Annotated in this window: 29 protein-coding genes; 21 read left to right on the top strand and 8 right to left on the bottom strand. The window is 29.4% G+C overall.

The window, feature by feature from the left end:
• Nucleotides 1-126: 126 nt before the first annotated feature.
• From gpmA to A7L45_RS04580, 3 genes are all read left to right on the top strand, one after another.
• Nucleotides 127-858 (top strand): 2,3-diphosphoglycerate-dependent phosphoglycerate mutase, encoded by a 732-nt coding sequence (gene gpmA, locus A7L45_RS04570; protein ID WP_071611664.1) that lies wholly within the window; start codon nt 127-129, stop codon nt 856-858.
• A gap of 120 nt (nt 859-978) precedes the next feature.
• Nucleotides 979-1188 carry a hypothetical protein gene (locus tag A7L45_RS04575; RefSeq protein WP_071611665.1) on the top strand — a complete coding sequence of 70 codons (210 nt, stop codon included), beginning with the start codon at nt 979-981 and terminating at the stop codon, nt 1186-1188.
• A 148-nt stretch (nt 1189-1336) separates the two neighbouring features.
• Nucleotides 1337-2770 carry an amino acid permease gene (locus A7L45_RS04580; protein ID WP_071611666.1) on the top strand — a complete coding sequence of 478 codons (1434 nt, stop codon included), beginning with the start codon at nt 1337-1339 and terminating at the stop codon, nt 2768-2770.
• Between the two features lie 104 nt (nt 2771-2874).
• Here the strand turns inward: A7L45_RS04580 and A7L45_RS04585 are convergent, their stop codons facing one another.
• A complete protein-coding gene (locus A7L45_RS04585) occupies nt 2875-3522 on the bottom strand; it encodes a hypothetical protein (RefSeq protein ID WP_071611667.1) in 648 nt (215 codons plus the stop codon).
• Between the two features lie 256 nt (nt 3523-3778).
• Here A7L45_RS04585 and A7L45_RS04590 point away from each other — a divergent pair, with 256 nt between their 5' ends.
• The gene (locus tag A7L45_RS04590) at nt 3779-4630 is read left to right on the top strand and encodes a DUF1186 domain-containing protein (RefSeq protein WP_084647355.1); all 852 of its coding nucleotides are present in this window, start codon (nt 3779-3781) and stop codon (nt 4628-4630) included.
• Between the two features lie 75 nt (nt 4631-4705).
• Here A7L45_RS04590 and A7L45_RS04595 read toward each other — a convergent pair whose 3' ends face one another.
• Both A7L45_RS04595 and A7L45_RS04600 read right to left on the bottom strand, forming a co-directional pair.
• Nucleotides 4706-4969 carry a hypothetical protein gene (locus tag A7L45_RS04595; RefSeq protein WP_071611669.1) on the bottom strand — a complete coding sequence of 88 codons (264 nt, stop codon included), beginning with the start codon at nt 4967-4969 and terminating at the stop codon, nt 4706-4708.
• 40 nt (nt 4970-5009) lie between these two features.
• Nucleotides 5010-5732: a 4Fe-4S binding protein gene (locus A7L45_RS04600; protein WP_236900480.1), complete on the bottom strand. Its 723-nt coding sequence runs from the start codon at nt 5730-5732 to the stop codon at nt 5010-5012.
• Nucleotides 5733-5988: 256 nt separating this feature from the next.
• On the opposite strand from A7L45_RS04600, the gene aspD reads away from it, so the two are divergent.
• From aspD to A7L45_RS04615, 3 genes are all read left to right on the top strand, one after another.
• The gene (gene aspD / locus A7L45_RS04605; protein ID WP_071611671.1) at nt 5989-7611 is read left to right on the top strand and encodes an aspartate 4-decarboxylase; all 1623 of its coding nucleotides are present in this window, start codon (nt 5989-5991) and stop codon (nt 7609-7611) included.
• A gap of 128 nt (nt 7612-7739) precedes the next feature.
• Entirely contained in the window at nt 7740-9008 is a 1269-nt protein-coding gene (locus tag A7L45_RS04610) for a diguanylate cyclase domain-containing protein (RefSeq protein ID WP_071611672.1), read from the top strand.
• A gap of 155 nt (nt 9009-9163) precedes the next feature.
• Nucleotides 9164-10003, top strand: coding sequence for a methyl-accepting chemotaxis protein (locus A7L45_RS04615; protein ID WP_071611673.1), 840 nt, complete (start codon nt 9164-9166; stop codon nt 10001-10003).
• 63 nt (nt 10004-10066) lie between these two features.
• Here the strand turns inward: A7L45_RS04615 and A7L45_RS04620 are convergent, their stop codons facing one another.
• Together A7L45_RS04620 and A7L45_RS04625 are read right to left on the bottom strand one after the other, a co-directional pair.
• On the bottom strand, nt 10067-10816 hold the full coding sequence (locus A7L45_RS04620) for a protein-glutamine gamma-glutamyltransferase (protein WP_071611674.1): 750 nt from the start codon (nt 10814-10816) through the stop codon (nt 10067-10069).
• Nucleotides 10813-11565 (bottom strand): hypothetical protein, encoded by a 753-nt coding sequence (locus tag A7L45_RS04625; RefSeq protein WP_071611675.1) that lies wholly within the window; start codon nt 11563-11565, stop codon nt 10813-10815. Before A7L45_RS04625 ends, A7L45_RS04620 begins: the two co-directional genes overlap by 4 nt.
• A 194-nt stretch (nt 11566-11759) precedes the next feature.
• Here A7L45_RS04625 and A7L45_RS04630 point away from each other — a divergent pair, with 194 nt between their 5' ends.
• The 6 genes from A7L45_RS04630 (at nt 11760) to A7L45_RS04655 (ending at nt 17458) form a co-directional block, all read left to right on the top strand.
• Nucleotides 11760-12686 carry a DMT family transporter gene (locus tag A7L45_RS04630; protein ID WP_151553643.1) on the top strand — a complete coding sequence of 309 codons (927 nt, stop codon included), beginning with the start codon at nt 11760-11762 and terminating at the stop codon, nt 12684-12686.
• Nucleotides 12687-12795: 109 nt separating this feature from the next.
• On the top strand, nt 12796-13869 hold the full coding sequence (locus tag A7L45_RS04635; protein ID WP_071611676.1) for an ABC transporter ATP-binding protein: 1074 nt from the start codon (nt 12796-12798) through the stop codon (nt 13867-13869).
• Between the two features lie 9 nt (nt 13870-13878).
• The gene (locus A7L45_RS04640; RefSeq protein WP_071611677.1) at nt 13879-14736 is read left to right on the top strand and encodes an ABC transporter permease; all 858 of its coding nucleotides are present in this window, start codon (nt 13879-13881) and stop codon (nt 14734-14736) included.
• The gene (locus A7L45_RS04645) at nt 14736-15518 is read left to right on the top strand and encodes an ABC transporter permease (protein WP_071611678.1); all 783 of its coding nucleotides are present in this window, start codon (nt 14736-14738) and stop codon (nt 15516-15518) included. Before A7L45_RS04640 ends, A7L45_RS04645 begins: the two co-directional genes overlap by 1 nt.
• Nucleotides 15519-15569: 51 nt before the next feature.
• The gene (locus tag A7L45_RS04650) at nt 15570-16646 is read left to right on the top strand and encodes a polyamine ABC transporter substrate-binding protein (RefSeq protein ID WP_071611679.1); all 1077 of its coding nucleotides are present in this window, start codon (nt 15570-15572) and stop codon (nt 16644-16646) included.
• Between the two features lie 140 nt (nt 16647-16786).
• A complete protein-coding gene (locus A7L45_RS04655) occupies nt 16787-17458 on the top strand; it encodes a YczE/YyaS/YitT family protein (protein ID WP_071611680.1) in 672 nt (223 codons plus the stop codon).
• Nucleotides 17459-17513: 55 nt separating this feature from the next.
• On the opposite strand, the gene A7L45_RS04660 is transcribed toward A7L45_RS04655, so the two are convergent.
• Nucleotides 17514-18557, bottom strand: coding sequence for a PocR ligand-binding domain-containing protein (locus A7L45_RS04660; RefSeq protein ID WP_071611681.1), 1044 nt, complete (start codon nt 18555-18557; stop codon nt 17514-17516).
• Between the two features lie 243 nt (nt 18558-18800).
• Between A7L45_RS04660 and A7L45_RS04665 the strand changes: the two genes are divergently transcribed.
• The 5 genes from A7L45_RS04665 to A7L45_RS04685 all read left to right on the top strand — a co-directional run bounded on the left by A7L45_RS04665 (nt 18801) and on the right by A7L45_RS04685 (nt 21937).
• Nucleotides 18801-19307 carry an RNA polymerase sigma factor gene (locus A7L45_RS04665; RefSeq protein ID WP_071611682.1) on the top strand — a complete coding sequence of 169 codons (507 nt, stop codon included), beginning with the start codon at nt 18801-18803 and terminating at the stop codon, nt 19305-19307.
• 2 nt (nt 19308-19309) lie between these two features.
• Nucleotides 19310-19768 carry a zf-HC2 domain-containing protein gene (locus tag A7L45_RS04670; RefSeq protein WP_071611683.1) on the top strand — a complete coding sequence of 153 codons (459 nt, stop codon included), beginning with the start codon at nt 19310-19312 and terminating at the stop codon, nt 19766-19768.
• Between the two features lie 26 nt (nt 19769-19794).
• On the top strand, nt 19795-20448 hold the full coding sequence (locus A7L45_RS04675; protein WP_071611684.1) for a DUF2953 domain-containing protein: 654 nt from the start codon (nt 19795-19797) through the stop codon (nt 20446-20448).
• Between the two features lie 98 nt (nt 20449-20546).
• Nucleotides 20547-20939 (top strand): GerW family sporulation protein, encoded by a 393-nt coding sequence (locus tag A7L45_RS04680; protein WP_071611685.1) that lies wholly within the window; start codon nt 20547-20549, stop codon nt 20937-20939.
• Nucleotides 20940-21163: 224 nt separating this feature from the next.
• Nucleotides 21164-21937, top strand: coding sequence for a DUF4931 domain-containing protein (locus tag A7L45_RS04685; protein WP_071611686.1), 774 nt, complete (start codon nt 21164-21166; stop codon nt 21935-21937).
• A gap of 74 nt (nt 21938-22011) precedes the next feature.
• Here A7L45_RS04685 and A7L45_RS04690 read toward each other — a convergent pair whose 3' ends face one another.
• Nucleotides 22012-23304, bottom strand: a complete 1293-nt coding sequence (locus A7L45_RS04690) for an FtsW/RodA/SpoVE family cell cycle protein (protein ID WP_071611687.1) — start codon at nt 23302-23304, stop codon at nt 22012-22014.
• Nucleotides 23295-23636 (bottom strand): PadR family transcriptional regulator, encoded by a 342-nt coding sequence (locus A7L45_RS04695; protein WP_071611688.1) that lies wholly within the window; start codon nt 23634-23636, stop codon nt 23295-23297. The genes A7L45_RS04690 and A7L45_RS04695 overlap by 10 nt, the downstream gene beginning before the upstream one ends.
• A 241-nt stretch (nt 23637-23877) precedes the next feature.
• Here A7L45_RS04695 and A7L45_RS04700 point away from each other — a divergent pair, with 241 nt between their 5' ends.
• From A7L45_RS04700 to A7L45_RS04710, 3 genes are read left to right on the top strand one after another with little or no spacing between them, the layout of a single operon-like run.
• Entirely contained in the window at nt 23878-24249 is a 372-nt protein-coding gene (locus A7L45_RS04700; RefSeq protein ID WP_071611689.1) for a GntR family transcriptional regulator, read from the top strand.
• A gap of 31 nt (nt 24250-24280) precedes the next feature.
• Nucleotides 24281-25171 carry an ABC transporter ATP-binding protein gene (locus tag A7L45_RS04705; protein ID WP_071611690.1) on the top strand — a complete coding sequence of 297 codons (891 nt, stop codon included), beginning with the start codon at nt 24281-24283 and terminating at the stop codon, nt 25169-25171.
• The gene (locus A7L45_RS04710) at nt 25164-26207 is read left to right on the top strand and encodes an ABC-2 transporter permease (protein WP_169829565.1); all 1044 of its coding nucleotides are present in this window, start codon (nt 25164-25166) and stop codon (nt 26205-26207) included. Before A7L45_RS04705 ends, A7L45_RS04710 begins: the two co-directional genes overlap by 8 nt.
• Nucleotides 26208-26253: the final 46 nt, after the last annotated feature.

The raw sequence follows: 26253 nt of genomic DNA on the forward strand, positions 1-26253 counted from the left end.
ATATATTTTTGGGTATAAAGTCATAAGCAAGTGGTGTTATAATAAGCATAGTATATTATATTTAATAAGAGGTAGTTTGTCATAGGTTGATAATAGAAATATTTAATTAAGTAGGGAGTGATTATGTTGATTAAACTTGTATTAATAAGACATGGTGAAAGTCTTTGGAACAAAGAAAACAGATTTACTGGTTGGACAGATGTAGATTTATCAGAGAATGGATTAATTGAAGCAAGAAAGGCTGGTCAAATACTTAAGGCGAATGGGTATATTTTTGACATAGCATATACTTCTGTATTAAAAAGGGCAATTAGAACACTTTGGATTGTTTTGCATGAGATGGACTTAATGTGGATTCCTGTATATAAGTCATGGAAGCTAAATGAAAGGCATTATGGAGCACTTCAAGGTTTAAATAAGGCGGAGACGGCGAAAAAATATGGAGATGAACAAGTCCATAAATGGAGAAGATACGTAGATGTAAGGCCACCAGAACTTTCGATTGAGGATGAAAGGTATCCTGGGTCAGAGTTAAAATATAAAGCATTAAGAGAAGAGGAGATTCCTAAAACTGAAAGTCTAGAGGATACTATAAAGAGGGTTATGGTAGAATGGTTTCAAGAGATAGTACCTCAAATAAAAGTAGGTAAGAAGGTTATAATTTCTGCACATGGAAATACTTTAAGAGCTTTAGTCAAATATCTTGATAATATATCGAGTGACAACATTGTAAGTTTGAATATACCTACTGGAGTCCCACTTGTATATGAATTGGATGATAATTTAAAGCCGATTCGTCACTATTATTTAGGAATAGATGGTGAATTACCAGAGGAACAAATTTCTAAAAATTTATAAATGTAAAGAATTTTAGTGTTTATTATTTTAATATATAAATTCCAAAAATTTCATAGTATTACAGTGGTTAAAAAAGCCTAAAATAATACTATTGCTTTAAAGAAATGAGGAGGGATTTGTATGTCAGATAATAACAGTATATATTATAATGAAAACAATGATGTTATGGATGGTCTAAATAATATAGCAGAAAGCCATAGTATAAAAGACCAACTTGTTAAAAAGCATTCTGATATTGGGCCATTAGAAAATGGGAGTAAAATTAGAAGTAAAAAAGATAAGACAGAAGACAATAGTGATGGAACATATAAAATCATAAATTTTTTGTAAGTTATAATAAAAACAGGCTAATTCTTTGAATTTGCCTGTTTTGTTTTGTATTTTTGTATGGAGTAAAGAATTAAATTGAGTTTGCTTAGAGGGATTTAACGCATTTTCTAGAATGATATAGGGGGATCTAAAATTAAGGAGTGAAATTATGAAAAATGCAAAAAAACTCGGTTTATGGACGTTAGTAATGTTAATTTTTGTTCCAACTTTCGGATTTGGAAATATTGCTTCAAATGCTGTTACACTTGGACCCGCGGCTATTCCATCATGGCTTATAGTTGCATTATTATTCTTTTTGCCTTTATCAATAATGATAGCAGAACTTGCTTCTGCTAATAAAGACAAAGAGGGAGGCTTATACAACTGGATAGAATGCTCAATTGGACCCAAATGGGCGTTTATTGGCACTTGGTCCTATTTTGTTGCTAATTTATTCTATTTGCAAATGGTTTTTGCAAGAATACCAGTAATGATATCTTGGACTCTTTTTGGAGAAAATAGATTTAACGATGCCAATGCATATTTATTACCTTATATAGGCATGGGACTAGCAATAGCATTAACATATATTGCTACAACCGGAGTTAAAAGATTCTCTAAAATAAGTGATTTAGGTGGAAAATTAACTTTAGCCGTTACAGTTATATTTATATTATTTGCAGTTGTTGGAGTATTAGTTGGAGGACAACCATCAGCTACAGCCTTTACATCAGGAACAGTCATTCCTAAATTTGATGCAGGTTATTTTTCAACATTTTCATGGTTAATTCTTGCTGTTGCTGGAGCTGAGGTGGCAGGGACATATATTAAGGATGTCGAAAACCCTAAAAAAGTTTTCCCAAAGGCTGTTATCATTGCGACTACATTTGTAGCAGGAGCATATATACTTGGATCACTTGCAATATGTTTAGTTGCATCACCTGAATTAATAACTAAAGCTGGAGTTAAAGATGCAGGGTATGTTGTTTATAAGATATTAGCAGAAAACTGGGGTTTAAATGGTAAAATATTTGTTCAAATGTATGCATTTATTTTAACTATATCATCTGTAGCAGCATATGTAGTATGGCTGGAATCTCCAATTAGAGCTATGTTCTCAGAGGTTCCTAGTGGAACATTCCCGAATTTTTTAACAAAAAAACGTGAGGATGGAACATTAGTTAATGCACTTTGGGTTCAATGCGCCATATTATTAGTATTAATAATAGTACCACTTGCAGGATTAAACAATATAGATAAATTCTTTAATCTATTAACTACGTTGTCAGCTCTATCACTTGCAATACCTTATATTGTTCTTGCAGCTGCATATTTAACATTTAGACTTAAAGGTAATGTACCTCCATTTGTAATGTTAAAATCAAAAGCAGCTGTAATAATAGCTTCGAGTGTTGTTTTTGTATTAGGTATATTAGCATTCTTTGGAGCAGGATGGGGAAATATTGCAGGAGCTAAGAATTTCTCAGAAGCAATAGTTCCAATTTTAAAAAATTATGGTGGTCCAGTAGGATTTATAATTTTCGGATTCTTTATATCATATTTAACAAAAACATTCTCTAAAAGTAATATTAAAGATAAATAGCTATAAGTTAAATTAAAATAAGTATAAAAATTTATGGCACAAAAAATAATCTCATAGGACTTATTTAAAGTTATAAGTCTTAAGAGATTATAAAAGGTGAACTCTTAGATGAAATATGCCAGCCTAATTATATCTTTTGCACGTCTTTGATTCCAAAGCATATTTAAGTTTATCTCTCGATGTTCACCATAGGTGGATACCGAGATGTAATATATATTGTCTTTCAAATTTAGATCTAGGCCAGTTATAGTCATCCAATGCCAAGCATAGTCCTTAAATTCTTTTACTGGATGTTTAAGAACTAAGAGGGCCACTGGAAGTCTTTGTGATAAAGCTTCTAAAATAAAGGTTACAGCTTCATCAATACTATTAGCACTATAATCTAAAATATGAGATGTTAAAGAGACATTTCTTTTTTTTGCAAAATCTAAAACATTATCTGAAAATTGCTGAACAGAGGTAAGTCCAAAGATTCCTGGCTTTACATATTTCCTAATCTCAATCATATGCAAGATAAAATCATTTTTATTAACAATACCCTTGTACGGGTATAAAGCACTGTATTTATCAGGGAATATTTGAGCTAAATATGCAGTTATATTAGCAGCAACAACTGGGCCACAACCACTAAGTTTATTAAGTTTTTTGGGAAACCAATACTGACTGCCACCGTAATATGAATTTTCTAAGTCAGATATATTAAATTTAATATCCTCAAGGTGAGTATAATTTGGTGTTGTAAAATCTTCCATGGTTATCACCCCTTCGTATAAATTTTATAATAATTTAGATAAGTTTTCAATAATAAAATTATTGTAGTTAGTATATAATATACTACAATTTTTAGAAGGTGTAAACAAGGCGGCATCTATGTATATATTTTAATTTTTAAAGATACCTATAGTCATCAAATATCGAATAGTGTAATAATTTATCGTTTTTTAAATTTTGGGCAAAAAATAAGATATAATGTAGTGAACAAATTAAATGAAGAAGGAGTTTTATTTTATGAAAGAATTACTTAAAGAGATCGAATATAATAATGGGGAGTTTCCAGAAGAACAATTAAAAGAGATAATAAATCGCAGGGATGAGTTTATACCTGAATTACTTGAAATATTAAAAAATGCTAAAGATAATTATGAAGAGATTCTAGAAAAACCTGATTATTTTGCACATATATATGCAATATTTTTGTTAGCACAGTTTAAAGAAAAGAGAAGCCTTAATCCAATTATAGATTTGATTAGTATACAAAATGAAATTTCTAGTGATATCTTCCGTGAATATCTTACTGAAGACTTACATAAGATTCTAGCATCAGTTTGTGGAAGTGATACAGAGCCATTAAAGAAATTAGTGGAAGATAATGGCATTAATGAGTATGTTAGAAGTGCTGCTATTAAATCCTTTATTGCACTCCTGGGCGAAGGGGTTATATCTCAAGAGGAAGTTATTGAATACTATAAGAGTTTATTTGAAGGAAAACTTGAACGTGAATTTTCACAAGTTTGGAATGAACTTATATACGATTCTTGTGATGCAGGTCCTAGTGAACTATATCAATATATAAAAAAAGCTTACGTGGATGAATTAGTTGATGAGGAGTGTATATCACTCGAAGAAGTAGACGTCGCAATTAAAATACATGACATAACAAAATTCCCGAATTTAAAGGACGAAGGTTATTCATTTTTTAATGATACTATAGCAGAACTAGGATGCTGGGATTGTTTTGCTAAAAAAAACAATGACTCTAAATCTCAATTTATGTTAGGAGTTAGTAAGTTAAACAAAGGGAAAAGTAAGAATAAGAAAAAGCAGGTAAAGGCTACTAAAAAAAAGCAAAGAAAAAAGTAACTTAAAAATAATTTAACTAAGGATAAAGGATCACTAACTATTAGTAATCTTTTATCTTTAAATTATTGTTAGATATTATTTAAAATGGAATACTAGAGCTTTAAATAAAGAAGACCCATCACTTGTCTTTTTAAGTTCAGTGATATACTCAGGTAGATCAGAAGATACATATACTATTAAAAATAAAACAGATACGATTTTGAGTATTTGGAATAAATTATTTCTGGTTTTACTTGGAGAGTCATTCCATTTTTTAAACCATTTTAGATTAACTATTATACTTAACAATATTGCCATAACAACTATGTATTTTCCTGCTATTTCCATAAAAGTTGACATATATTCACTTCCTTTGATCTTAATATTTATTTTAAATATATTAAATGGATTTATTTATTTTTTTTATTAAAATTTTTCCGAAGACAGTTTCATTTCTTTTGAAAATATTTTTTAATGGCTTAACATCCAAATATAGTGCTCCTTTTTTAGGACAACCTTTAGACCCAATACATTGAAAGCAAGAAATACAGCTACCATCACATACAGTTTCTAAATTAGTTATAGGAACATTCATCGGACAAATTTTCTCACAACGATGGCAGTTGGTGCAAAGCTCCGGATTTCTTTTTAACTTAATAATTCTTGCAAAACTTAGGGCACCGGCTTCAACTGAACCGTGGCAAAAGTATTTGCAGTAAGGACGACGTACCAGTAGAGAAAGAACTGTAAAAATACAAAAGGATATTATTACGGCAACACCTACAATTTCTCTTGAAAATGCTAAATTTACTATCGCGTTTGGACTAGGGCTTCCTATTTTACCCATTATATTTGTTGTAAAAAAGGACGTTGCGAAAAATGCCCAAGCTGTCATAACCACATATCGAAAATAACTTAAGATTTTACTTGTTTTTCTTGGAATTAAAGTGTCAAATTTATCTTTTAAAATCTTTTTACCCAAATTGCCAACCCAATCTTGGTAAACTCCAATTGTACAAAAGAAGCCACAATATATGCGTCCTAAAAAGAGTGTTAATATGGTGAATAAACCCCAAATTATGATGCCATATTCGAAGTTAAAGATTAAGCAAGAAAAAAACAAGATTTGAACTATTAGACGAAAATATTTTTTTATGAAATTAGTTAGCTTGAATTTCAAAGTAAAATCTCCCTTTTAATTTGTAGATTATTATTCTATTAAAAATAAACCAATAAAAGAAAATGATTATCAGTATCAATTACATAAGTATATTAAAGATTTTCTTTATTGTCAAGAAATTAACAGGAATGGTATAATAAATTATAGAATAAATTATTATTCCAAATATTAATTATATCGTTAAACTAGGAGGATAAATATGGAGACACTTGATGTCAAACGTAAAGAAATAGAGCATATCTATGGTAAGGTAAGTCCATTTGAACTTAAGAATAAATTAATTAGCCTTGCAGAAGATTCAAAAGAAAAGGGTGCACATGCATTACTAGATGCAGGCAGGGGTAATCCAAATTGGACAGCAGCAACTCCTCGGGAAGCTTTTTTTACATTTGGTCTTTTTTCGGTTTTAGAAACACGTAGAGTATGGAACAATGATGATCTTGGTGGGATGCCAGAAAAAAAAGGAATTGCAGATCGATTTCGAGATTTTATTAGAGAAAATCCTACTTATCCAGGAGTTGAGCTTCTTGAAAATATTATTAATTATGGAATAACATCTAAAGGATTTGATCAAGATGATTGGGTACATGAACTGGCAGATGGAATTATAGGAGATAACTACCCAGAACCTGATAGAATGCTTACACATGTTGAAAAAGTTGTTCACGATTATCTTATTCAAGAATTGTGTTATAACTCCCCAATGAATGGGAAATTCAATTTGTTTGCTGTAGAAGGTGCAACGGCTGGAATGTGTTATATATTTGATAGTTTGATTGCTAATAATATACTATCTATTGGTGATAAAATTGCTTTAATGGCACCTATATTTACTCCTTATCTTGAGATTCCACATTTACCACGGTATAATTTTGATGTTGTTGAGCTTTTAGCTTCCGAGACGACTTCTGATGGTACGCATACGTGGCAATACCCTAATGATCAAATTGAAAAACTTAGGGATCCATCTATAAAAGCTTTGTTTATTGTAAATCCAAGCAATCCAGCATCTGTAGCAATGAAATCTGAAACAATTCAACTTATAAAAAGTATAGTAAAAGAAGATAATCCTAATTTAATGATTATTTCAGATGACGTTTATGGTACTTTTGTTGATAATTTCCGCTCGTTAGTAGCTGATTTGCCATATAATTCAATAGGTGTATATTCTTTTTCTAAATATTTTGGAGTAACAGGATGGCGCCTTGGCACTATTGCTCTTTATGAAGATAATGTATTTGATAAATTATTAAGAGAATTACCTGAAGATAAAAAAGAAAGGTCAAGAAGACGTTATTCATCATTATCAACTAATCCTGAACAAATCCCTTTTATTGATAGAATAGTAGCAGATAGTAGGCAAGTAGCACTAAACCATACTGCAGGTTTATCAACACCACAACAAATACAAATGGCTTTTTTCTCTGTATTTGCACTTCTTGATAAAGAAAATAAATATAAGCAGCTTACTAAAGATATTTGCCATCGTAGGCAAAAGCTTTTATTTGAAGGGTTGGGTTTAGAACTCCGATGCGATCCGCTGGATGCAGCATATTATACAGAATTTGATTTGTTAGAGTGGGCATGTAATTATTATGGTGATGAATTTGCAAAGTATTTGCAAAAAAAATATAAACCTGTGGATATTCTTTTCCGTTTAGCACAAGAATCTTCTATAGTATTACTTGGTGGTGATGGATTTCATGGACCTGAATGGTCAATTAGAATATCGCTCGCAAATCTTGATGATGAGCATTACAGTAAAATAGGAAAAGTGCTCCATAAGATACTTGAGGAATATGTGACGGAGTGGAAGAATTAGATAGTTAATATTATACATAGTTTACAAAGAAGGTATAGCAATGTTTTGTTATGCCTTTTCTAAAATAGACTGTTGATTTTAAATATATTTAAAACATAATTCTATGATGAAGGGGGCGATGAATATAAATGTTTAAACGTTACATATGCGGTAGTGATCGTGAAACATATTTTAATAATTTGTTTAACTCTTTGGAAGAGGGTTTTCTGCTGAATGAGGTTATTTGTGGAGTTGATGGAATAGCGGTAAGTTTTAAAATATTAGAATTTAATAATTTTTTTGAAGATATGTTTGGAGTAAAAAGAAATATTATAGGCAAAACAATTAAAGAAGTATACCCTGATATAGATTCAAAATGGATTGAAACATGCGGTAAAGTTGCACTAAGTGGTAAAAGTATAAAACAAAATATATATATTAAAAGTGTAGACAAACATTATAAAGTTAATATTATTAGTCCAACTAAAGGTCAGTTTATTATTTTATTTAATGATATTACAGATATTATTAAAGCTAATGAAGTGTTAAAAAAATACTTTATACTGTTTGAGAATGCAATGGATATAATCATTTATCTTAAATCAGATGGACGTATTATTGATGCAAATAAAACTGCGGTAGAAAAATATGGTTACTCTCGCGAAGAATTTCATAATATGAGATTACAACAATTAAGAGAGCCCTCAACTATGAAGGAATATCAGGCACAAATGGAGATTTCCGCTTCAGAAGGAATAGTGTATGAAGGTATCAATGTTAAAAAAGACGGCACAACTTTTCCAGTAGAAGTAAGCTCACAGACTACAGAAATAAACGGAGAATTATTTCGAATTCATATTATTCGTGACATTACGCAGAGGAAAGAATCTGAAGAAAAGATAAAGTACCTTGCAAACTATGATGCTTTAACAGAGATACCAAATAGAGGGTTTTTTATGTATCAATTTGAAAAAATATTAAACCAATCTAAAGCAAATAAAAATAAATTTGCAGTATTAATTTTTGACGTAGATAAATTTAAATTAATAAATGACATTCATGGTCACAATGCAGGGGATGAAGTTTTGAAACAAGTAGCAAAAAGACTAAAAGAAGCTGTAAGAAGGACTGATATAATTGGTAGGTTTGGTGGAGATGAGTTTCTCGTGATTCAACCTTTTATAAAGGGTAAAGAAGATATTTTAATGATTGCCGATAGAATACTTAAGTTTGTGAATAAGCCTGTAAAATGGAATAATGTCAATTTGGATGTACATATAAGCATAGGAATTACTATTTATCCTGATGGATCTGACAATACGCAAGGTCTAATTCATAATGCAGATAAAGCAATGTATTTTACTAAGAAAAAAGGTGGCAATGCTTATAGTTTCTATATTAATAACAGGCTATTTTAAAATGATGTTAGTTGTAGCCAATAGGGAGTAAAATGTTGAATTTGTGTATTATATAAGACTTTTATGTAAAAAAATAAAGAATTATACATAATAAACGAGTATTAAATGATTAGATCAAAAAAGATAAATTTATAATAAAAAGGAGAAAAATAAGGATGGAAAAAACAATTTCTAACAATGAGGCATTAAATGCGTTCAATACTTTATTACCGTACTTACCCTATTTCTTTGATGATGATGATGTTTCTTTTGGGGTAGCAGATACACAAACATATTTGAATGTAGTATGTAATCCAAATTTAGATTTGAAATTAAAGGAAGGCGACGAAATACCACAGGGTGGAGCAATACAGACGGCAATTAAAAATGATAAAGTTCTTGTTAAAGATGTGCCAAAAGAGGTATATGGAATTCCATTTAGATCTTATGCAATTCCTGTTCATAATAAACAAGGAGTAGTAGAAGGGTGCATTGTAATGGGTAAAAGTTTAATTAAAAGAAATGAGTTAATGAGCATTTCTCAAACTTTATCATCAGCTCTTGGGCAAATATCAGATGCTGTTAACGATCTTTCTTTAGGAGTACAAGATGTGGTTAATATGAATGAAGATATAGTTTTAAAAGTTGAAGAAACTGATAAAAGCTCAAAAAATACAGATGAAATTCTAAGTTTTATTCAAGCAATTTCATCAAAAACAAATATGTTAGGTTTAAATGCTGCAATTGAAGCTGCAAGAGCAGGAGAGGCAGGGAGAGGATTTAAAGTAGTTGCAACAGAAATTAGGAAATTATCAACTTCAACTAGTGAATCAGTTAAAAAGGTGGATGATGTATTAAAAAACATTGCGGCTTCGATAAAAAGTATAAACGAAAAAGTAAGTAAATCAACAGGAGTGTTTGAGGGTCAGGCTGCGACACTTGAGGAAATAGCAGCATCACTTGAAGAATTAAATTCAACAGCTGAAATGATGGGGAATCTAGCTGAAAAAATATAAAGAAAAATCGGATAGTGTAAAAATAACTGTTTCTAAAGGTAAAAATTTACCTTTAGAAACAGTTTATTTTATATCAGCTAAAGATTTAAAATCCGGGCGTGCAGCTGAATCTAATAAGTAAGAAGAGGTGGTTGCTTCTTTTATTCTAAATTTATTTAATTCACTAATTATTTCGTCAGCATCTCCGATTCCTATGCCATGCCCATAATAAAGACCATTACTAAGGTCTATAACATTTTCTCCTTGCCACTCAGGTGCTACGGGATCTACATCCGGATTGTAAAAATATCTTCTATCACCTGGGAAATAGTCACTTCGTTTTTTTATAAAACCCACATCTTCAAGAAGATTATCTATATAATGCCAATTCATTAACTGTATATTTGGAAATAATCTATTGAAAAGATTTGCAGAGAATATATTAAGTAATGCTTGATAATAAATAATAACCATGGCGGTTGCACATTCAGTACCATATTTAGAACTATTTATAGAAATATCCTTAATAGCATCACTAGGGGCTACTCCTTTTTTTAATATAAAGCCACCTTCCTTAGTACGATCCCAATAATCAGGGTTACATATTGATTTACGAAAGGTTCTGAAATCCATATCTCCTTTATTTAGATTTTTTGCAGCAATAACAATACTATATCGAAAATCTAACTCAAATTTAAATTGAGTTAATGAATCATATTTATATTGCGATTTACTTAAATCCATCTTAGTTATAATATCTTTTTCAATATCATTTGGATTATAATCATGAATAAAGGTATTAACGTTAACAACACTTCCAGAAATTATTATCATCTATTAACCTCCGCTATGTTTATTTGATTAATTATGGGTTGGTTAATCCATGACCTCCATAAATATTTATTTTCATATTGAATTTTAAGAGAGAAGTTTGATAGTAATTGTTTGTTATTATCATCTAATTTGTTAAAATAATTAGATAAGTTATTTTCCTTTTTTGTTAATGGGATAAAGGGCTTACCAGTATAAACTGATACCCGTTTACATAAATATTTGGCATCGATTGCTATTGCATAAGGCTTAGGGTTACTTGTTCGTTGGTAACTTTCACCTGTAAAATATAAAAAAGGGTAGTTTTCTTTAAGATAGTAGAAAAAAGAGAGATATTGTTTTTTAACATCCACGATTCGAGTCATATCTATTGCGGGCACAAAATCTAAAAGTTGACCAGCTAATTTAACATCATTTATGTTTTCTGAATCCAGGTAATTTGCAATTAACATTAGACTGTAGGGATCTCTTGCTTGAAAAAAAGTCCATATTAGGTCATGATTAAATTGACCTTTTCTATTTCTAGAAAAAATAGTATCCACTATTGTTGGCAAAATTGTCTTGTCATTGTGAGTCTTTATTAAAAGTGAAGCAGTAACATCCAAAATTTCATCATTGTCATCACTTAACTCACGGCTTAATATGCAGCTTTCAAATATGCCCTTCAAAGCAGGATAGGCTATTTCTCTATAATTAGAATATAAATACTTAAGTGTAGATAAATTTGAGTTTTTTATATTATTTATTCGCATATAATCTCCTCCTTTATTACGTATTTTAGATTTTTAATATAAATAAAGAAACATATTATATAATATTATTAATAGAGTCATTTTGTTAAAGTTATTATTAAATATGGTAATTAATATTGAAATTGGTATTGAATAGAGGATAACTGTATAATGATTAGTGTTAAATAAATAGATAGGAAAGGATTTTGATTATTTTGAAAAACAAAAACATTTTTACAAATAAAAAAGTTGTAGCTATTATTGCAACATTTTGTTGTTTTTTATGGGGGAGTGCATTTCCAGCGATTAAAAATGGATATACAATGTTTAATATTTCCGCAAGTGATATACCTTCAAAGCTTGTATTTGCAGGTTATAGATTTATTATAGCAGGGCTAATTTTACTTGTTATGGCTAAAACTTGTGGAAAGAAAATATTTAATATTTCAAAAAAAAATGCTCTGGATTTAAGTTGTTTGGGCGTAATTCAAACAACACTTCAGTATATATTTTTTTATATTGGTGTTTCTAATACCACAGGTGTTAAAGGATCTATAATGAATTCTACTGTTACATTTTTTAGTGTTATTTTAGCTCATTATATATATGTAAATGATAAATTGAATATGCAGAAAATACTTGGATGTATTCTAGGATTTATAGGAGTTATGAGTATGAATTTTAGTACTGACTTATTGGATTTTTCTTTTAGGTTTAATGGAGAAGGATTTTTAATGATTGCGGCATTTGTTTCTGCAGTAGGTGCTATATATGGTAAAAAACTTACTAAAAGCATGGATGTAATGGTGGTGACGGGGTATAGCCTTTTTGTAGGAGGAATAATGTTAATGTTACTTGGAATGTTATCCGGTGGTAGCGTTTATCATTTTACAATGGATTCTTCACTTTTATTAATGTACCTTGCCTTATTGTCATCAGCGGCATTTTCATTATGGAATCTGCTTCTAAAATATAATAAGGTAGGTCCCGTGTCCATTTTTAATTTTTTAATACCAATTTTCGGATCAATACTCTCAGCAATATTCTTAAATGAAAATATATTTGAATATAAAAATATGGTTGCACTTGTATTAGTATGTTTAGGTATATGGATGGTTAATAAAGAAAAGGCAACTACATAGTATGATTAGGATATATAATCATAATTATGAACATTATGGTATAATTAGAATAGAAATTTTTAGAATTATATTTTTTAATATTAGATAAACGGAGAGGAGTTTTTTTAAATTGTCAGAAATTATATTAGAAATAGATAATATAATAAAAAAGTTTGGAAATCAGGAAGTAATTAAGAATATATCGCTAAAGGTAAATAAAGGTGAGTTTTTAACGCTACTAGGGCCAAGTGGCTGTGGGAAAACAACGACCCTTAGAATAATAGCAGGTTTTGAAAAACCAACAAGTGGGAGCGTTCTACTAGAAGGGGTACATGTTGAAAATAAGCAACCTAATGATAGAAATGTAAATACAGTATTTCAAAACTATGCATTATTTCCACATATGAATGTGTTCGATAATATAGCGTATGGTTTAAAAATTAGAAAGGTGAATAAGATAGAAATAAAAAAGAGAGTTATTGAAATGCTTAGTTTAGTGCAGCTAGAAGGGTACGCGAAAAGAAAAATAGATGGACTAAGCGGTGGTCAAAAACAAAGAGTTGCAATAGGCCGTGCGCTAATAAACAATCCTAAAATATTACTCTTAGATGAGCCGTTGGGTGCACTTGATTTAAAACTTAGAAAACAAATGCAAGTCGAACTTAAAAAACTTCAAAAAAAATTACAAATTACCTTTGTATATGTTACACATGATCAAGAGGAAGCACTTAATATGTCTGATCGAATAGTAGTTATGAATGATGGAATCATAGAACAGATAGGAACACCAGAAGACATATACGAGAGGCCTAAGACGAAATTTGTAGCCGGTTTTATTGGAGAATCTAATTTAATTAAGACCAAAATAAAAAGGATTGATGAAGAAAAGATATCCGTTAAAATTGGTGAATATGATATGAACTTGAATTATAAAAATTATGATAATTCAAGAAATAAAGAAAGCTATATTTTAATCAGACCGGAAAACATAAAATATACTAGGGAAAAACCGCCAATCGGACTTATTGCAACAATAAAAGAACATAGTTATATTGGATCTATCATTAAAACTACTATAGAAATTGAAGGCGGGCAGGAAATTATAGTTTGTGATTATGATAAGAAAAAAGATTTAATAGGTATAGGTAGTGAGGTTTGGATGTACTTTGAACCTGAAGATGTAGTTATAGTTGAAGAAGGTTAGGTGACTAAAATGAAAAATGTGAAAGAAAATATTTTAAAGGTTTTGACAATAGTTCCAATATCTTTTTGGATGCTCTTCTTCGTGGCTATCCCACTTTTGTATATTGTGTTTATTAGCTTTATGCAAAGGGGCGATGACGGTAGTATAGTTTATATATCAACAATATCAAATTATACAAGAATGGCTAGGCCTCTGTATGTCAAGGTGTTTCTAGACTCTATAGTAGTAGCTTTTGTTACAACATTATTTACCTTGGTGTTTGGATATCCTTTTGCATATTTTGCTACCAAGATAAAGAAATATAAAATTTTAGTAATGCTTTTAATAATGGCACCATTTTTAACTAATTCATTAATACGTACTTATGGGTGGATTGTAATTCTAAGTACTAATGGAATATTAAATCATGCACTACTTATAACTGGAATCATAAAAGAACCATTAAAGATGTTGTACTCTTATGGAGCAGTAATGATTGGAATGATATATACAATGTTTCCATTTATGGTACTTCCGCTTTATAATTCTATAGATAAAATGGATAGAGCTTATATTGAAGCAGCTAAAGATCTTGGTTCAAGTAGATGGAGGACTTTTAGAACAGTTACGGTGCCGCTAACTATGCCAGGAATAGTTGCTGGCTGTATTTTAGTATTTGTACCTTCTGTAGGACTCTTTTTCATACCAGATTTAATGGGTGGAAGTAATGTAATGCTTATTGGAAATCTAATTGAAAATCAATTTATGGGAGCGAATGATTGGCCCTTTGGGGCAGCGCTGTCAATAATAATGATTTTTATATCCTTAATTTTAATTCTGGTTTATGTGAAAATTGTTGGTAAAAAGTTAGACACGGAGGTGTTCTAATGGATTCAAAATTATCAAAAGGACTCGAGAGAACATATATATTTTGTATATTTGCGTTTTTGTATGTTCCAATAGCAATAATTATTATGTACTCTTTTAATGCTGCAAAATCTAATGTAGTTTTTAGTGGTTTTACTCTTGATTGGTACACTAAGTTATTTACTGATGATGATGTAATTACAGCACTTGTAAATAGTTTAACTATTGCAACCTTAAGTACAATAATTTCAGCAATAATTGGGACTCTTGGAGCAATCGGACTAAAAAGGCATAATTTCAAAGGAAAAGGAATTATAAGTTTACTTGTTTATATTCCAATTGTAATTCCAGAGATAATTATGGGAGTATCATTACTAATTTTGTTCTCAACTCTTCAAATTGATTTGGGCATATTTACATTAGTACTAGCACATACAACCTTTTGCACCCCGTTTGTATTTATAAATGTTAAATCAAGACTTGCTGGACTTGATTTGTCAATTGAAGATGCGGCGATGGATTTGGGTGCATCAAAACTTACGGTGTTTAGAACAATTACATTTCCAATGATTTTACCAGCAGTGCTTTCAGGTGCTATGCTTGCGTTTGCACTGTCACTGGATGATATAATCATAAATATCTTTTTGAGTGGACCAGCAAGTACTACACTTCCAATTAAAATATTCTCAATGTTAAAATTTGGGCTTTCACCTGAAATAAACGCATTGTGCACAATAATGTTAGTAACAACTTTTGCTGTTTTAATATTATCACAGGTTATAAAAATAAGGAGGGAAAAATAGAATACATTTATAATCAATTTTTCTTTGTTAAAGAAATTAGGGGGGATTTATATGTTAAAAAAAAGATTTAAAGCTTTAATAATTTTACTCGCAGTTTCAGTTATAGGATCTACATTTGTTGGGTGTGGAAAATCGAGTACATCAAAGAAGAATGATGAAAAAGAAGTTAATATTTATACTTGGGCAAATTATGTTCCAGATAACGTTGTAAAAGATTTTGAAAAAAAGACGGGAATTAAGGTCAATTATAGCAACTTTTCTACAAATGAAGCGATGCTTTCAAAGCTACAGGCATCAAAAGGTGGAACATATGATGTAATAATTTGTGCGGATTATATGGTTCAAATTATTGCGAAACAGAAAAACTTATTACTACAACCTATTGATAAAGCGGCTATTCCTAATTATAAAAATATAGATAAGGCTTATTTGGGTCAATATTATGACACGTCAAATAAGTATTCAGTGCCTTATTCACTTGGAAGTGAAATGATAGTTTATAATCCAGATAAAGTTAAAATAGATATTAAAGGCATAAGTGATTTATGGGATCCTTCATTGAAAGGTTCTGAGGTATTACTTGAAGACTCAAGATCAGTTATTGGTATGGCATTAACAAAGCTTGGTTATAGCATTAATGAGACAGATCCAGCAAAACTTGCACGAGCTAAAGCGGAATTAACAAAACTTAGGGCAAATGTTAAAGTGTTTGATGCAGATACACCAATGACTAGTTTAATTAATGGAGATACCAATATTGGAGTTATGTGGGGATCACAGGCATCGGCAGCACTTAAGGGTAATAAAAAGTTTAAAATTGTTTATCCAAAAGAGGGAATGCAATTTGAAGAAGATAATTTAATAATGCCTGTTAATGCACCACATAAAGAAAATGCGCAGAAATTTATAAATTTTGTATTAGAGGGTAAAGCAAGCAGTGATATTACAACTAGTATAGAGTATATAAATGTTAATACAGCCGCTCTAAAATTTATGCCTCAAACAGTTCTTAATAATAAGGCTATCTATATACCTAAAGATGAATTCAGCAAGGCTAAACATTTACAGGACGCTGGTAGTGCCTCTAAGGTGTATGATTCAATTTGGTCAGAATTTAAACAAAAATAGAAAACATTAAGGAAATAATATATACTTGTATATAAATTTGTATTATTGTATAATTAAAGTTGCTCTTTTTGTCAGTTTATAAATGAAATTATGAAAATATAATAAAGAGCAACTATAAAACTAAAGAAAAGGATGAAGATATGACTAAGAAACTAAATTTATTTAAAAGACTAATTCTGTTTTTTGTAGGAATGAGTATAATACAGCTAGGGGTAGCCTTGTTTTTAAAGACTAATATTGGTTCTGATCCCTTTACTTTATTCACTCAAGGATTAGCATTTTTATTACATAAAACACCTGGAAATGCTAATATGATTATTTTATTTGTATTATTTTGCATAATACTTTTAGTTGAAAGAACACGTATAAAAATAGGAACAATTATATGCGTAGTTGGAGTAGGCCCAATTATAGATCTTGGAGTAAAGGCTGTTTCATTTTTCTCAATAGCATCTTTAAATATTGGTTTAAAAATGCTTTTAGTTGTATTTGGATGTATTCTAATTGCAATTGGATTTTCTATACTTTCGGCAAGTGATATAGGTGTTGCGCCAAATGATATTATTCCATTTATAATACAAGATAAAACTAATTTTCAATATCGTTGGATTAGAATGGCATTAGATATTAGCTTTTTAGTAATCGGTTTTGCACTGGGCGGGGTGTTTGGTATAGGTACAATAATATCTGCATTGTTAACTGGTCCATGCATACAATTTTGTCTCCCATATGGAAAGAAGTTCGTAAATGCTATTGTTAAAAATGGAGCGCAAGATGATGAAAAGGAAGAGAATATATCATTAGGAGCTTAAACTTAAAAGCTAATGATGATTCCAAAATTTAGCCTTTGGAATTATCATTAGCTTTTTATTTACTATTTGCCATTTCATTTAATGCATCAGATAAAGTTGTAACTTCCATAAGATTAGAGGTAACCTCTTGAATGGCAGCTGATTGTTGCTCGGTAGTTTCAAGTGTAGCGTGAGAAGTTTCGATAGTTTTATCAACAGATTCTTGTATTTTAGTTGTAAGTGCTAATATTTTAACAGCAGTTTCTTTTGAATTTTCTGATAAAGATCTTATCTCAGTTGCAACTACACCAAAACCTTTACCAGATTCTCCTGCTCTAGCAGCTTCTATAGCGGCATTTAATCCGAGCATTTTTGTCTGAGTAGCTATACTTTTTATAGAATCGAGTATTGTATTTATATCTATTGATATAGCTTTTACGTTAATAATTTCATCACTTAAATTTTGCTGATTATTTGTTACAGTTATTGAAGAAGCACTGAGTTCTTCCATAGTTGCAGATATCTGGCTAAAATTATCGGAAAGGTGTTGTGACATAGTGCTTAGTTTAAGTTTTTGATAGCCTGCTTGTGAAAGTGAATTAGCTACAATATATAATACTTCCGCAGCTGCTGTTACATTTTTTTCAGTGGTTAAAGCTATCTCATTAACTGCATCAATATAACCTTCTTCATCAACACCTATCTCATTTGCTACTTTTCTATATCTAGATTCTTCTGGCGCAGAGGTTAAAACTTGGCCTCCTAACATGGTACCTATTAGATGGTCACCTACTAATATAGGCGCAGCAAAATCCAATAATCCAGCATGACAAGTATATATGCACGGTTTTAGAGTTCTTGCAGCTTCCTGGCCACCTTTTTTGTGTGATAATGCACATCTTTCGCAGCCTATTTTTGTAGACTGTGTAAACTCTAAACATGACTTTGTATATGAACTCGGTTTAGTTACAGGGGTACCATCTTTATCTACAGTAACACTTGCCATAGTCATTGCAGTGGCGAAATTATCTTGAAAGGTTTGAAGTAATTTAATATCAATAACATCTTTGATTTCTAGTACAGTTACATCCAATTCACCATTTGCTAATTTCTTAATCATTTTAAATACCTCCAATATATAATTAATATTATCTATGAATTTGAAAGTTATTTGTTATTTACTTTATCGACATTTAAATATAAAAACTTTAGCGATAATAATATTAAGTTGAAACTTTATTCATTAATTATGTGTATATTATAAAGAGATGTTTTAACTTCTACTTTAGGAACGAAAGGAGATGTTGAACGAATTGAAAAAAAATTAATATCTGGATGTAAAAAACATGACAAGTCCTCATTTATGGAACTTTTTAAGATTTACGAGCGATATTTATATAGTATTTGTTATAGTTACACTCAAAATGAACAAGATTCTCTTGATATTGTACAAGAAATTTATATAAAAGTTTTTAAAAATATATCAACTTTTGATGAAAAGAGGCCCTTTCGCCCCTGGATAAGAAGAATTACGGTAAATACCTGTATAAATTATAAAAGAAATATTAAAAGTAATATTATTTCATTAAATTATGAATATGCGAGTGGACTTTGTCTAGAAGACACAATTGTTTCTGACTATAATTTAGAAGAGGAAGTTCAGAAAAAGGAGTTAAAAAAGATAATAAAGGATGGACTTATAAATTTACCATGTAATTATAGAATGGTAATTGCATTAAGATATTTTGATGATCTGAGTTATTTAGAAATTTCAGAATTGCTAAATAGACCGCTTGGAAGCATTAAAACTGATTTATATAGGGCTAAAGCTATATTAAAGAAACAACTAGAAAATGATATGGAGGTGTAATTATGTGCTGTAAATTTGATAAAGAACTTTTATACACTTTTGATGACAAGACAATTCAACCACTAGAGAAAATATTCGTTGAAGAGCATATAAAATATTGCACTGATTGTCAAAAGGATCTAAAATTAATAACTTTGATTAATCAAAATATTAAAGATGAACTTATTAATATTAAATTTCCTGATAAACTAAGTACAATTTCACAACTTGTTACAGAAAACTGTATATTTGAAATGGAGAAAACTACTATTAAATCTAAAATACATAATGTAATAAAAACATATAGTGGTATAAATAAGGCTATAAAAGGATCAAGTGTAGTTTATAAACATAATCCATATAATAATTTTATTAACAATAAAATCGAATCTACTTTTAATTTTATTAAAAAACCTATAAAACATATGGTTAAAAACAAGTTAGCTGAAATAGGTATTCTGAAAAAACTAAAATTAGGTTAGAACCTTAGGGAAAAGGAGGCGTTGATTTGTTTGTTTTATTTTTAATATTAAGAATACTCCTTTATTTATTAATCTTTACATTTGGTATTATTTTATTGTTTTTAATAATTCCCTTTGAATATTATATAAGCTCAAAAATCGATGAAAAAATTAATGTGGATATAACTTTATTATTTTTAAAAAAAATTATAAAAGTAATGGTGAGACATGAAGACACTAAAGAAACATTTTTAATAAAAATTATGGGTCTACGTATTATTAGAAAAGAAATAAAAAGTCCTGGTATAAAAATTGAAAAAGAAGAGATGGAAAAGAATAATAAGAATAGTAAGAAAAAGAATAATTTTAATATAAAAGATTATATAGAACGAGAATTCATAAATGATTTAATCAGTTATTTTAAAGATATAATAAATATAGTAAAACCAAAAACAGTCAAAATAAATGGGGTTTATGGATTTGATGACCCTTCGCTTGCAGGTATGATTTGTGGAATTATTCCTCTAATATCAAATCTTATCCCTAAAAGTGATATTAATTTACAACCAGTATTTGATGATGAAATAATTGAAATTGAGTGTGATGTTCATGGCAAGATTTCTTTACTATCAGCTATAATAAAAACACTTAGATTTGTATTTAAGAAAAATAGTAGACAAAAAATATTTAAAAAAGCATAAAAAATTTGAAACTTTTTAATGGTTTATGTGTACTGTTAAGTGTAAAGTTAATAATGATTACATAATAAATAAATTTAGAATATTAGGAGGAAAAAGTTATGATAAATATGACAGAGAATGCTGAAGCATTATTCTCAAATCTTGAAAGATTTTTAAAGACAGAGACAGTAGTTGGTGAGGCAATAATTGTTGGAGAAACAACACTAATACCACTTATTACAGTTTCATTTGGATGCGGAACAGGGGGCGGAACAGGGAATACTCTTAAGGACGGCGAAGGTACTGGAGGAGGACTTGGGGCAGGAGCTAAGATAACCCCAACTGCTATTTTAGTTATAAAAGATGGAAGTGTAACAATGCTTTCTATAAAGGGAAAATGTAACCTTGAAAACCTTATCCAAATGGTTCCGGGATTAGTATCAAAAGTAAGCTCAAAAATGGGTGGATTTAAGAACAAAACTGATAAGAATAAAACGGAAAATGATATCTAACTTTAAATTATAAATATTAAATGATAGAATTGACTTAAACGGCCAAAATCCTGAATTACATAGGGTTGTGGCTGTTTAATATTTTTTGTAAGCTATTGGTATTGTAGAAGATTATATATCCGTCAATTTGAAGTTATTATTGATTATTTAAATAAAATCATCTATGATATTGTTAAAGTCCACATTAATTAGTTAAATATTATACATTGGAGCAGGTGAATAAAATGAGTTCTAACAGATATTTAAAGTTTTTAGCAAATATAAGTAAAAATAAACCCAATAGCATTAAAAACAAGAAGACTCCATGCCCATTTTGTAACAGAGAGGGGCTAACAGGTATCATAGATGAAGAAGGCCCGTTCATTTTAGTTAAAAACAAATTTCCTACATTAGAAAACACACTTCAAACAGTGTTAATAGAAACAAGCAGTTGCGATGTTGATATTACAATGTATGATAAAGAGTATATGAGAAATTTGTTAAGATTTGGATTTCGTCATTGGATTGATATGGAGAAAAGTGGTGATTTTAAGTCTGTAATTTTTTATAAAAATCATGGCCCTTATTCAGGTGGGACTATTAATCATGCACATATGCAGATTGTTGGACTAAAATCTATAGATTATAAAGAATCTTTAAAAGATGAGTATTTTGAAGGAATAGTAATTAACGAGTCAGATGGATGTGTCATTAATCTTTCAACCAAACCCAAGGTAGATTTTACTGAATTCAATATTATAATAAATAATATTGATAATTTAGATATAATGGCTGATAATATACAGAAAATTGTTCATTATATATTAAATGATTTTTATGTGAAATGTAGTAGTTTTAATCTTTTCTTTTATGATTGGAAGGGTAAAACAATCTGCAAAGTTATACCTAGATTTATTACATCTCCATTATTTATAGGCTTTTCTATTTCTCAAATTACAAACCAAACAGATGAAATTGTAAAGCAGGTTCAACAGTTGTATTTTAAATCTGAAGTCTAACTAGACATTTATTATAATTAAGAGAAGTTTATTATGGCTTCTCTTAATTATAATTGTTACTACATGATATTCAATTAGGCAGATAAACTTCTTCGTCTATATACACTCATAATAACACCTACGGAAAGCATATTAACAAGGCCTAAGGAACCCCCGTAACTTAAGAATGGGAGTGCTACTCCAACGATTGGGAATAAATTTAAATTCATTAATATATTCGAAACAAATTGTACTATAAATACACTAATGAGTCCGCTTATAAGTAATCTGCCATAACTATCTCTAACATATTTTGAAATGTGTAGAATCCTATATATGAAAGAAATTATTATAGAAATAATAACTGCGGCACCTAGCCAGCCAAAGGTGTGTACTATGAAACTAAACACAAACTCTGATTCCATGGAAGGTAATCTTAACATGGTTCCGGTTGAGGAAAAACCCTGTCCAAAAATTCCAGATGTATGGGTTATATTATACATTTGTGCACCCATGTATGTAATTCCAGTTGGATCATATAATGGGTTTAAAAAACTCATAAGTCTAGCTGTTCTATATGGTTCAGACATTAAATAAAATAGACAGCAAATAATATTAAAGGCAACAATGTAGATGACATATCTTTTTTTTATACCAGATTTGAGAGCTAAAACTAAAAATGTAATAAGATAAATTCCCCAGTAGCTTAATCCTTGAACTTCTATCATAAGAATCAATGGAATAAATAAATACCCAATAGCTTTAATTAAATTCATTTTATTGTTCCAGTCATAGTTGTTGAATATGCCTGCCAGGGATATTACAAATACATATAAACTAATTACTTTAATGTCAAATGAGAAAGCGCCTATAGTAATGAATAGGCTCCCGTTTTTGGGATGTCCTATGAAAAATATTAAGATAAATGACAAACACATTCCTATGAAAATATATTTTGAATATTTTTCTAATTTTCGATAATCAAAGAAATATAATAGTACGACACCAATAGTACCAATTGCTGAATATAATAAGCTATGATTAAATAAATAATCACTAGGCTTATATGAGTTTTTATATTGTATAAGGTACATCAAACCAACACCAGCATTTACAAGTATTATGGTTAAAAGTAATGTAATCCAATCGGGGGTTCCTTTATGTGCTATGTTTAACTGTTTACCTATAGCTTCCCCATCGCCCATTCGTTTTATAGCTTCACTAGTTGATTCTAACTCTGATAAGCCACTTTCATTATTTTCATCTACGATATCCTCAATGTGTGATAATAATTCCTTTTTTATTTCTTTATGAGCACCCTTAAATTTCACATAAGAACATATATTGTCTATATATTCATTAATTTTAGAATTATCTTTTATGCCCATATCACAACCTCCAATAACATATTATCAACAGCTGAACGGAAAGTAGACCATTCTTCTTCTTTTTCTTTTAAAGATAATTTACCTTGGTCCATTATCCTATAGTATTTTCTCTTACGTTTTGAAGAACCCTCATCCCAATATGATTCTACTAATCCTTTTGATTCTAATGTATGGAGAATTGGATAAAGAGTCCCTTCCTTCAATGTGAATATACCATTTGATTTTACCTCCATTTCTTTTATCATTTCATACCCATACATTGGTTTTTTATTAATTAGTTTTAAAATAAGAATTACCGTGCTACCTTTTAAAAGTTCTTTATTAATTGGCATTTTTAACCTCCTTATACATAGATAGTCTATACATAGTTAATCTATGTATTATAATAACATTATTTAACTAAATGTCAATATATACAGTAAAATTTATTATTTGGTATAAATGTTTTTTTTTAAGATTAGTTGACATTATAATAATAAAGTTATATATTTATAGTGTACTACACAAAGTAGTACACATAGTACACGTTATGTAACTAGTAAAAAAATTAATTGATTGAAAGAAGGTGAGGCTATGATAAATATTGATAGTAGAAGCAGTAAGCCTATTTATGAACAGATTATTGAGAAGGTAAAGGAAAATATAATAAAAGGAATATTAAAACCAGGAGATAAACTGCCTTCTGTACGGGAACTTGCAGCAGCTATAACGGTAAATCCTAATACTATAAGTAAAGCATACATTGAACTTGAGCGAATGAAGACAATTCAGGTTATAAGGGGAAAAGGAACTTTTGTATCAGAAAATTTTAAACCTGTTATGGATGAAGAAAAAATGAAAGAAATTAAAGAGCATATGAAGAAAATAATAATAGAAGCCCATTATATAGGTCTTGATAAGGATACATTAATTGATATATTGAATGATATTTATAGTGAGTTTTAGCAATTAGAAATTTTAAAATAGGGGGATTATTTTGATAGATATAAAAAATATGAGTAAGAAGATAGATGATAAATATATTTTAAAAAATGTAGATTTGCATGTGAATAAAGGGAGCATATTTGGAATAATTGGTGAAAATGGTGCTGGTAAAACTACACTTATTAAATGTTTAACGGGTATTTACAGAGTTAATGAAGGGCGTATTTTAATAGATGGTGAAGAGATTTTTGATAATAATAAAATAAAACAGAAGATAGGTTATGTGTCAGATGAAAACCAATATTTCTCATCTTTTAAAGTAAAGGAACTCTTAGAATTTTATAAGAAGGCATACAATGATTTTTCCAAGGAGAGATTTGATGAGCTTAATGTAAAATTTAAAATTCCTTTAAATCGAAGAATACGTGAGCTTTCCAAAGGTATGAAGATGAGAACAGCTATCCTTTTAAACTTAAGTATAAAACCAGATATATTAATCCTTGACGAGCCAACATCTGGGCTTGATCCTGTGATTAAAAAGGAATTAATGTCAATTATTGTGGATGAAGTGGCATCTAGAGATGTAACTGTATTTATTTCATCACATCATTTGGATCATATTGAGAGAATATGTGATAACATCGCAATAATTAAAAATGGCACCATAAAACTTAAAAGTTCTATGGAAGACGCTAAAAACAGCATGAAAAAACTTCAAGTGATGTTTAGAGATGCAGTTAATATAAATGCGAAGTTATCTTCTATTAATGGAGTAATTAAGGTTGAAACTATAGGTAGGATAAATTATATAATTACTAAAAATTACACCAAAAATTTTGAGAAAAAACTTTATGATATGGGTGCTGAATTTATAGAAATTGTAGATATGAGTCTTGAGGATATGTTTATATATTTCGTAGGAGAAGATGATGAAAATGAATAGGATTATAAATAAGGCTCTTTTCTATAAGGAATGGGTATATGTAAAATGGATAACTCTTTTAACTATTCTTATAGTTTTATTTAGTAAGGCTAACGAGGTTATAGTAGCATTACATGACAAAGGAATGATTCATCGGCAAGGAGGAGAGAATTATTATTGGTTTAATAATGTAGTTTATGCAGAAAATATTGGTGTTTTCATAATGGTACTCGTTGTGTTAATATTAGCTGCAATTTTGTTTAGTGGTGAGAAAACCAGTGAAACCCAAGGTTTTATGGCTTCTATGCCATTTAAAAGGAAAGAAATAATTTTTAATAAATGGCTTGTTGGAGTGGTAAGTTTACTTATAAGTTTTGCAGTAACGTATATATTTCTAAGCTTATTTTATTTATTAAATATTAAAGGCCTAGATACAACAATAAATCCATATTCCGATATAATTAAATGGTTTTTTATGAATACATTCCAATATATTTGTATTTTCACTTTTATGATGCTTATTCAGGCAGTTATGGGAAATAGCATAGTATCTAGCATAGTAGGTGGAATAATAGTTATGGTACCGTTATTTATAACTTTAATAGCACAGTATTTAAGCGTAAGAGACTATAGGTATACTCATTATCAATATATGATTTTTTATAAAATAAGTAATTGGTTAAATATTTGTTTTTATAATTTATCTCAGCAGTGCCTAGTTAAAACATCAATAAATAATGTGTATTCTAATGTATTTTCTTATTATAGTAATTATAAATTAAAGTTGTTAGTGTTTTTCATGCTAACTTGTTTATTTCTATACTTCGCTTATGTAGCCTATAAAATGAGAAATATAGAATATAATTTAAGACTAATAGTCTTTAAAAATTTAGAATATGTATTTATATGGGGCGTTGCTATATGTTCAGGACTTTTGGCTGGAGCTATTTTTGGAAGTGATCGCTTAAGAGAATTTGGAATTTGGTTTGTCATCTTCACTATTATTGGATACTTTATATCTAAACTATTACTTAAGGTATTATCGTCAAGGAAATAATTTAAAAAAGTAGGATATGGTTATATATTTTGTAGAGGAGGATGGA

The sequence above is a fragment of the Clostridium estertheticum subsp. estertheticum genome (genome assembly GCF_001877035.1).
GTDB classification, from domain to species: Bacteria; Bacillota; Clostridia; order Clostridiales; family Clostridiaceae; genus Clostridium_AD; species Clostridium_AD estertheticum.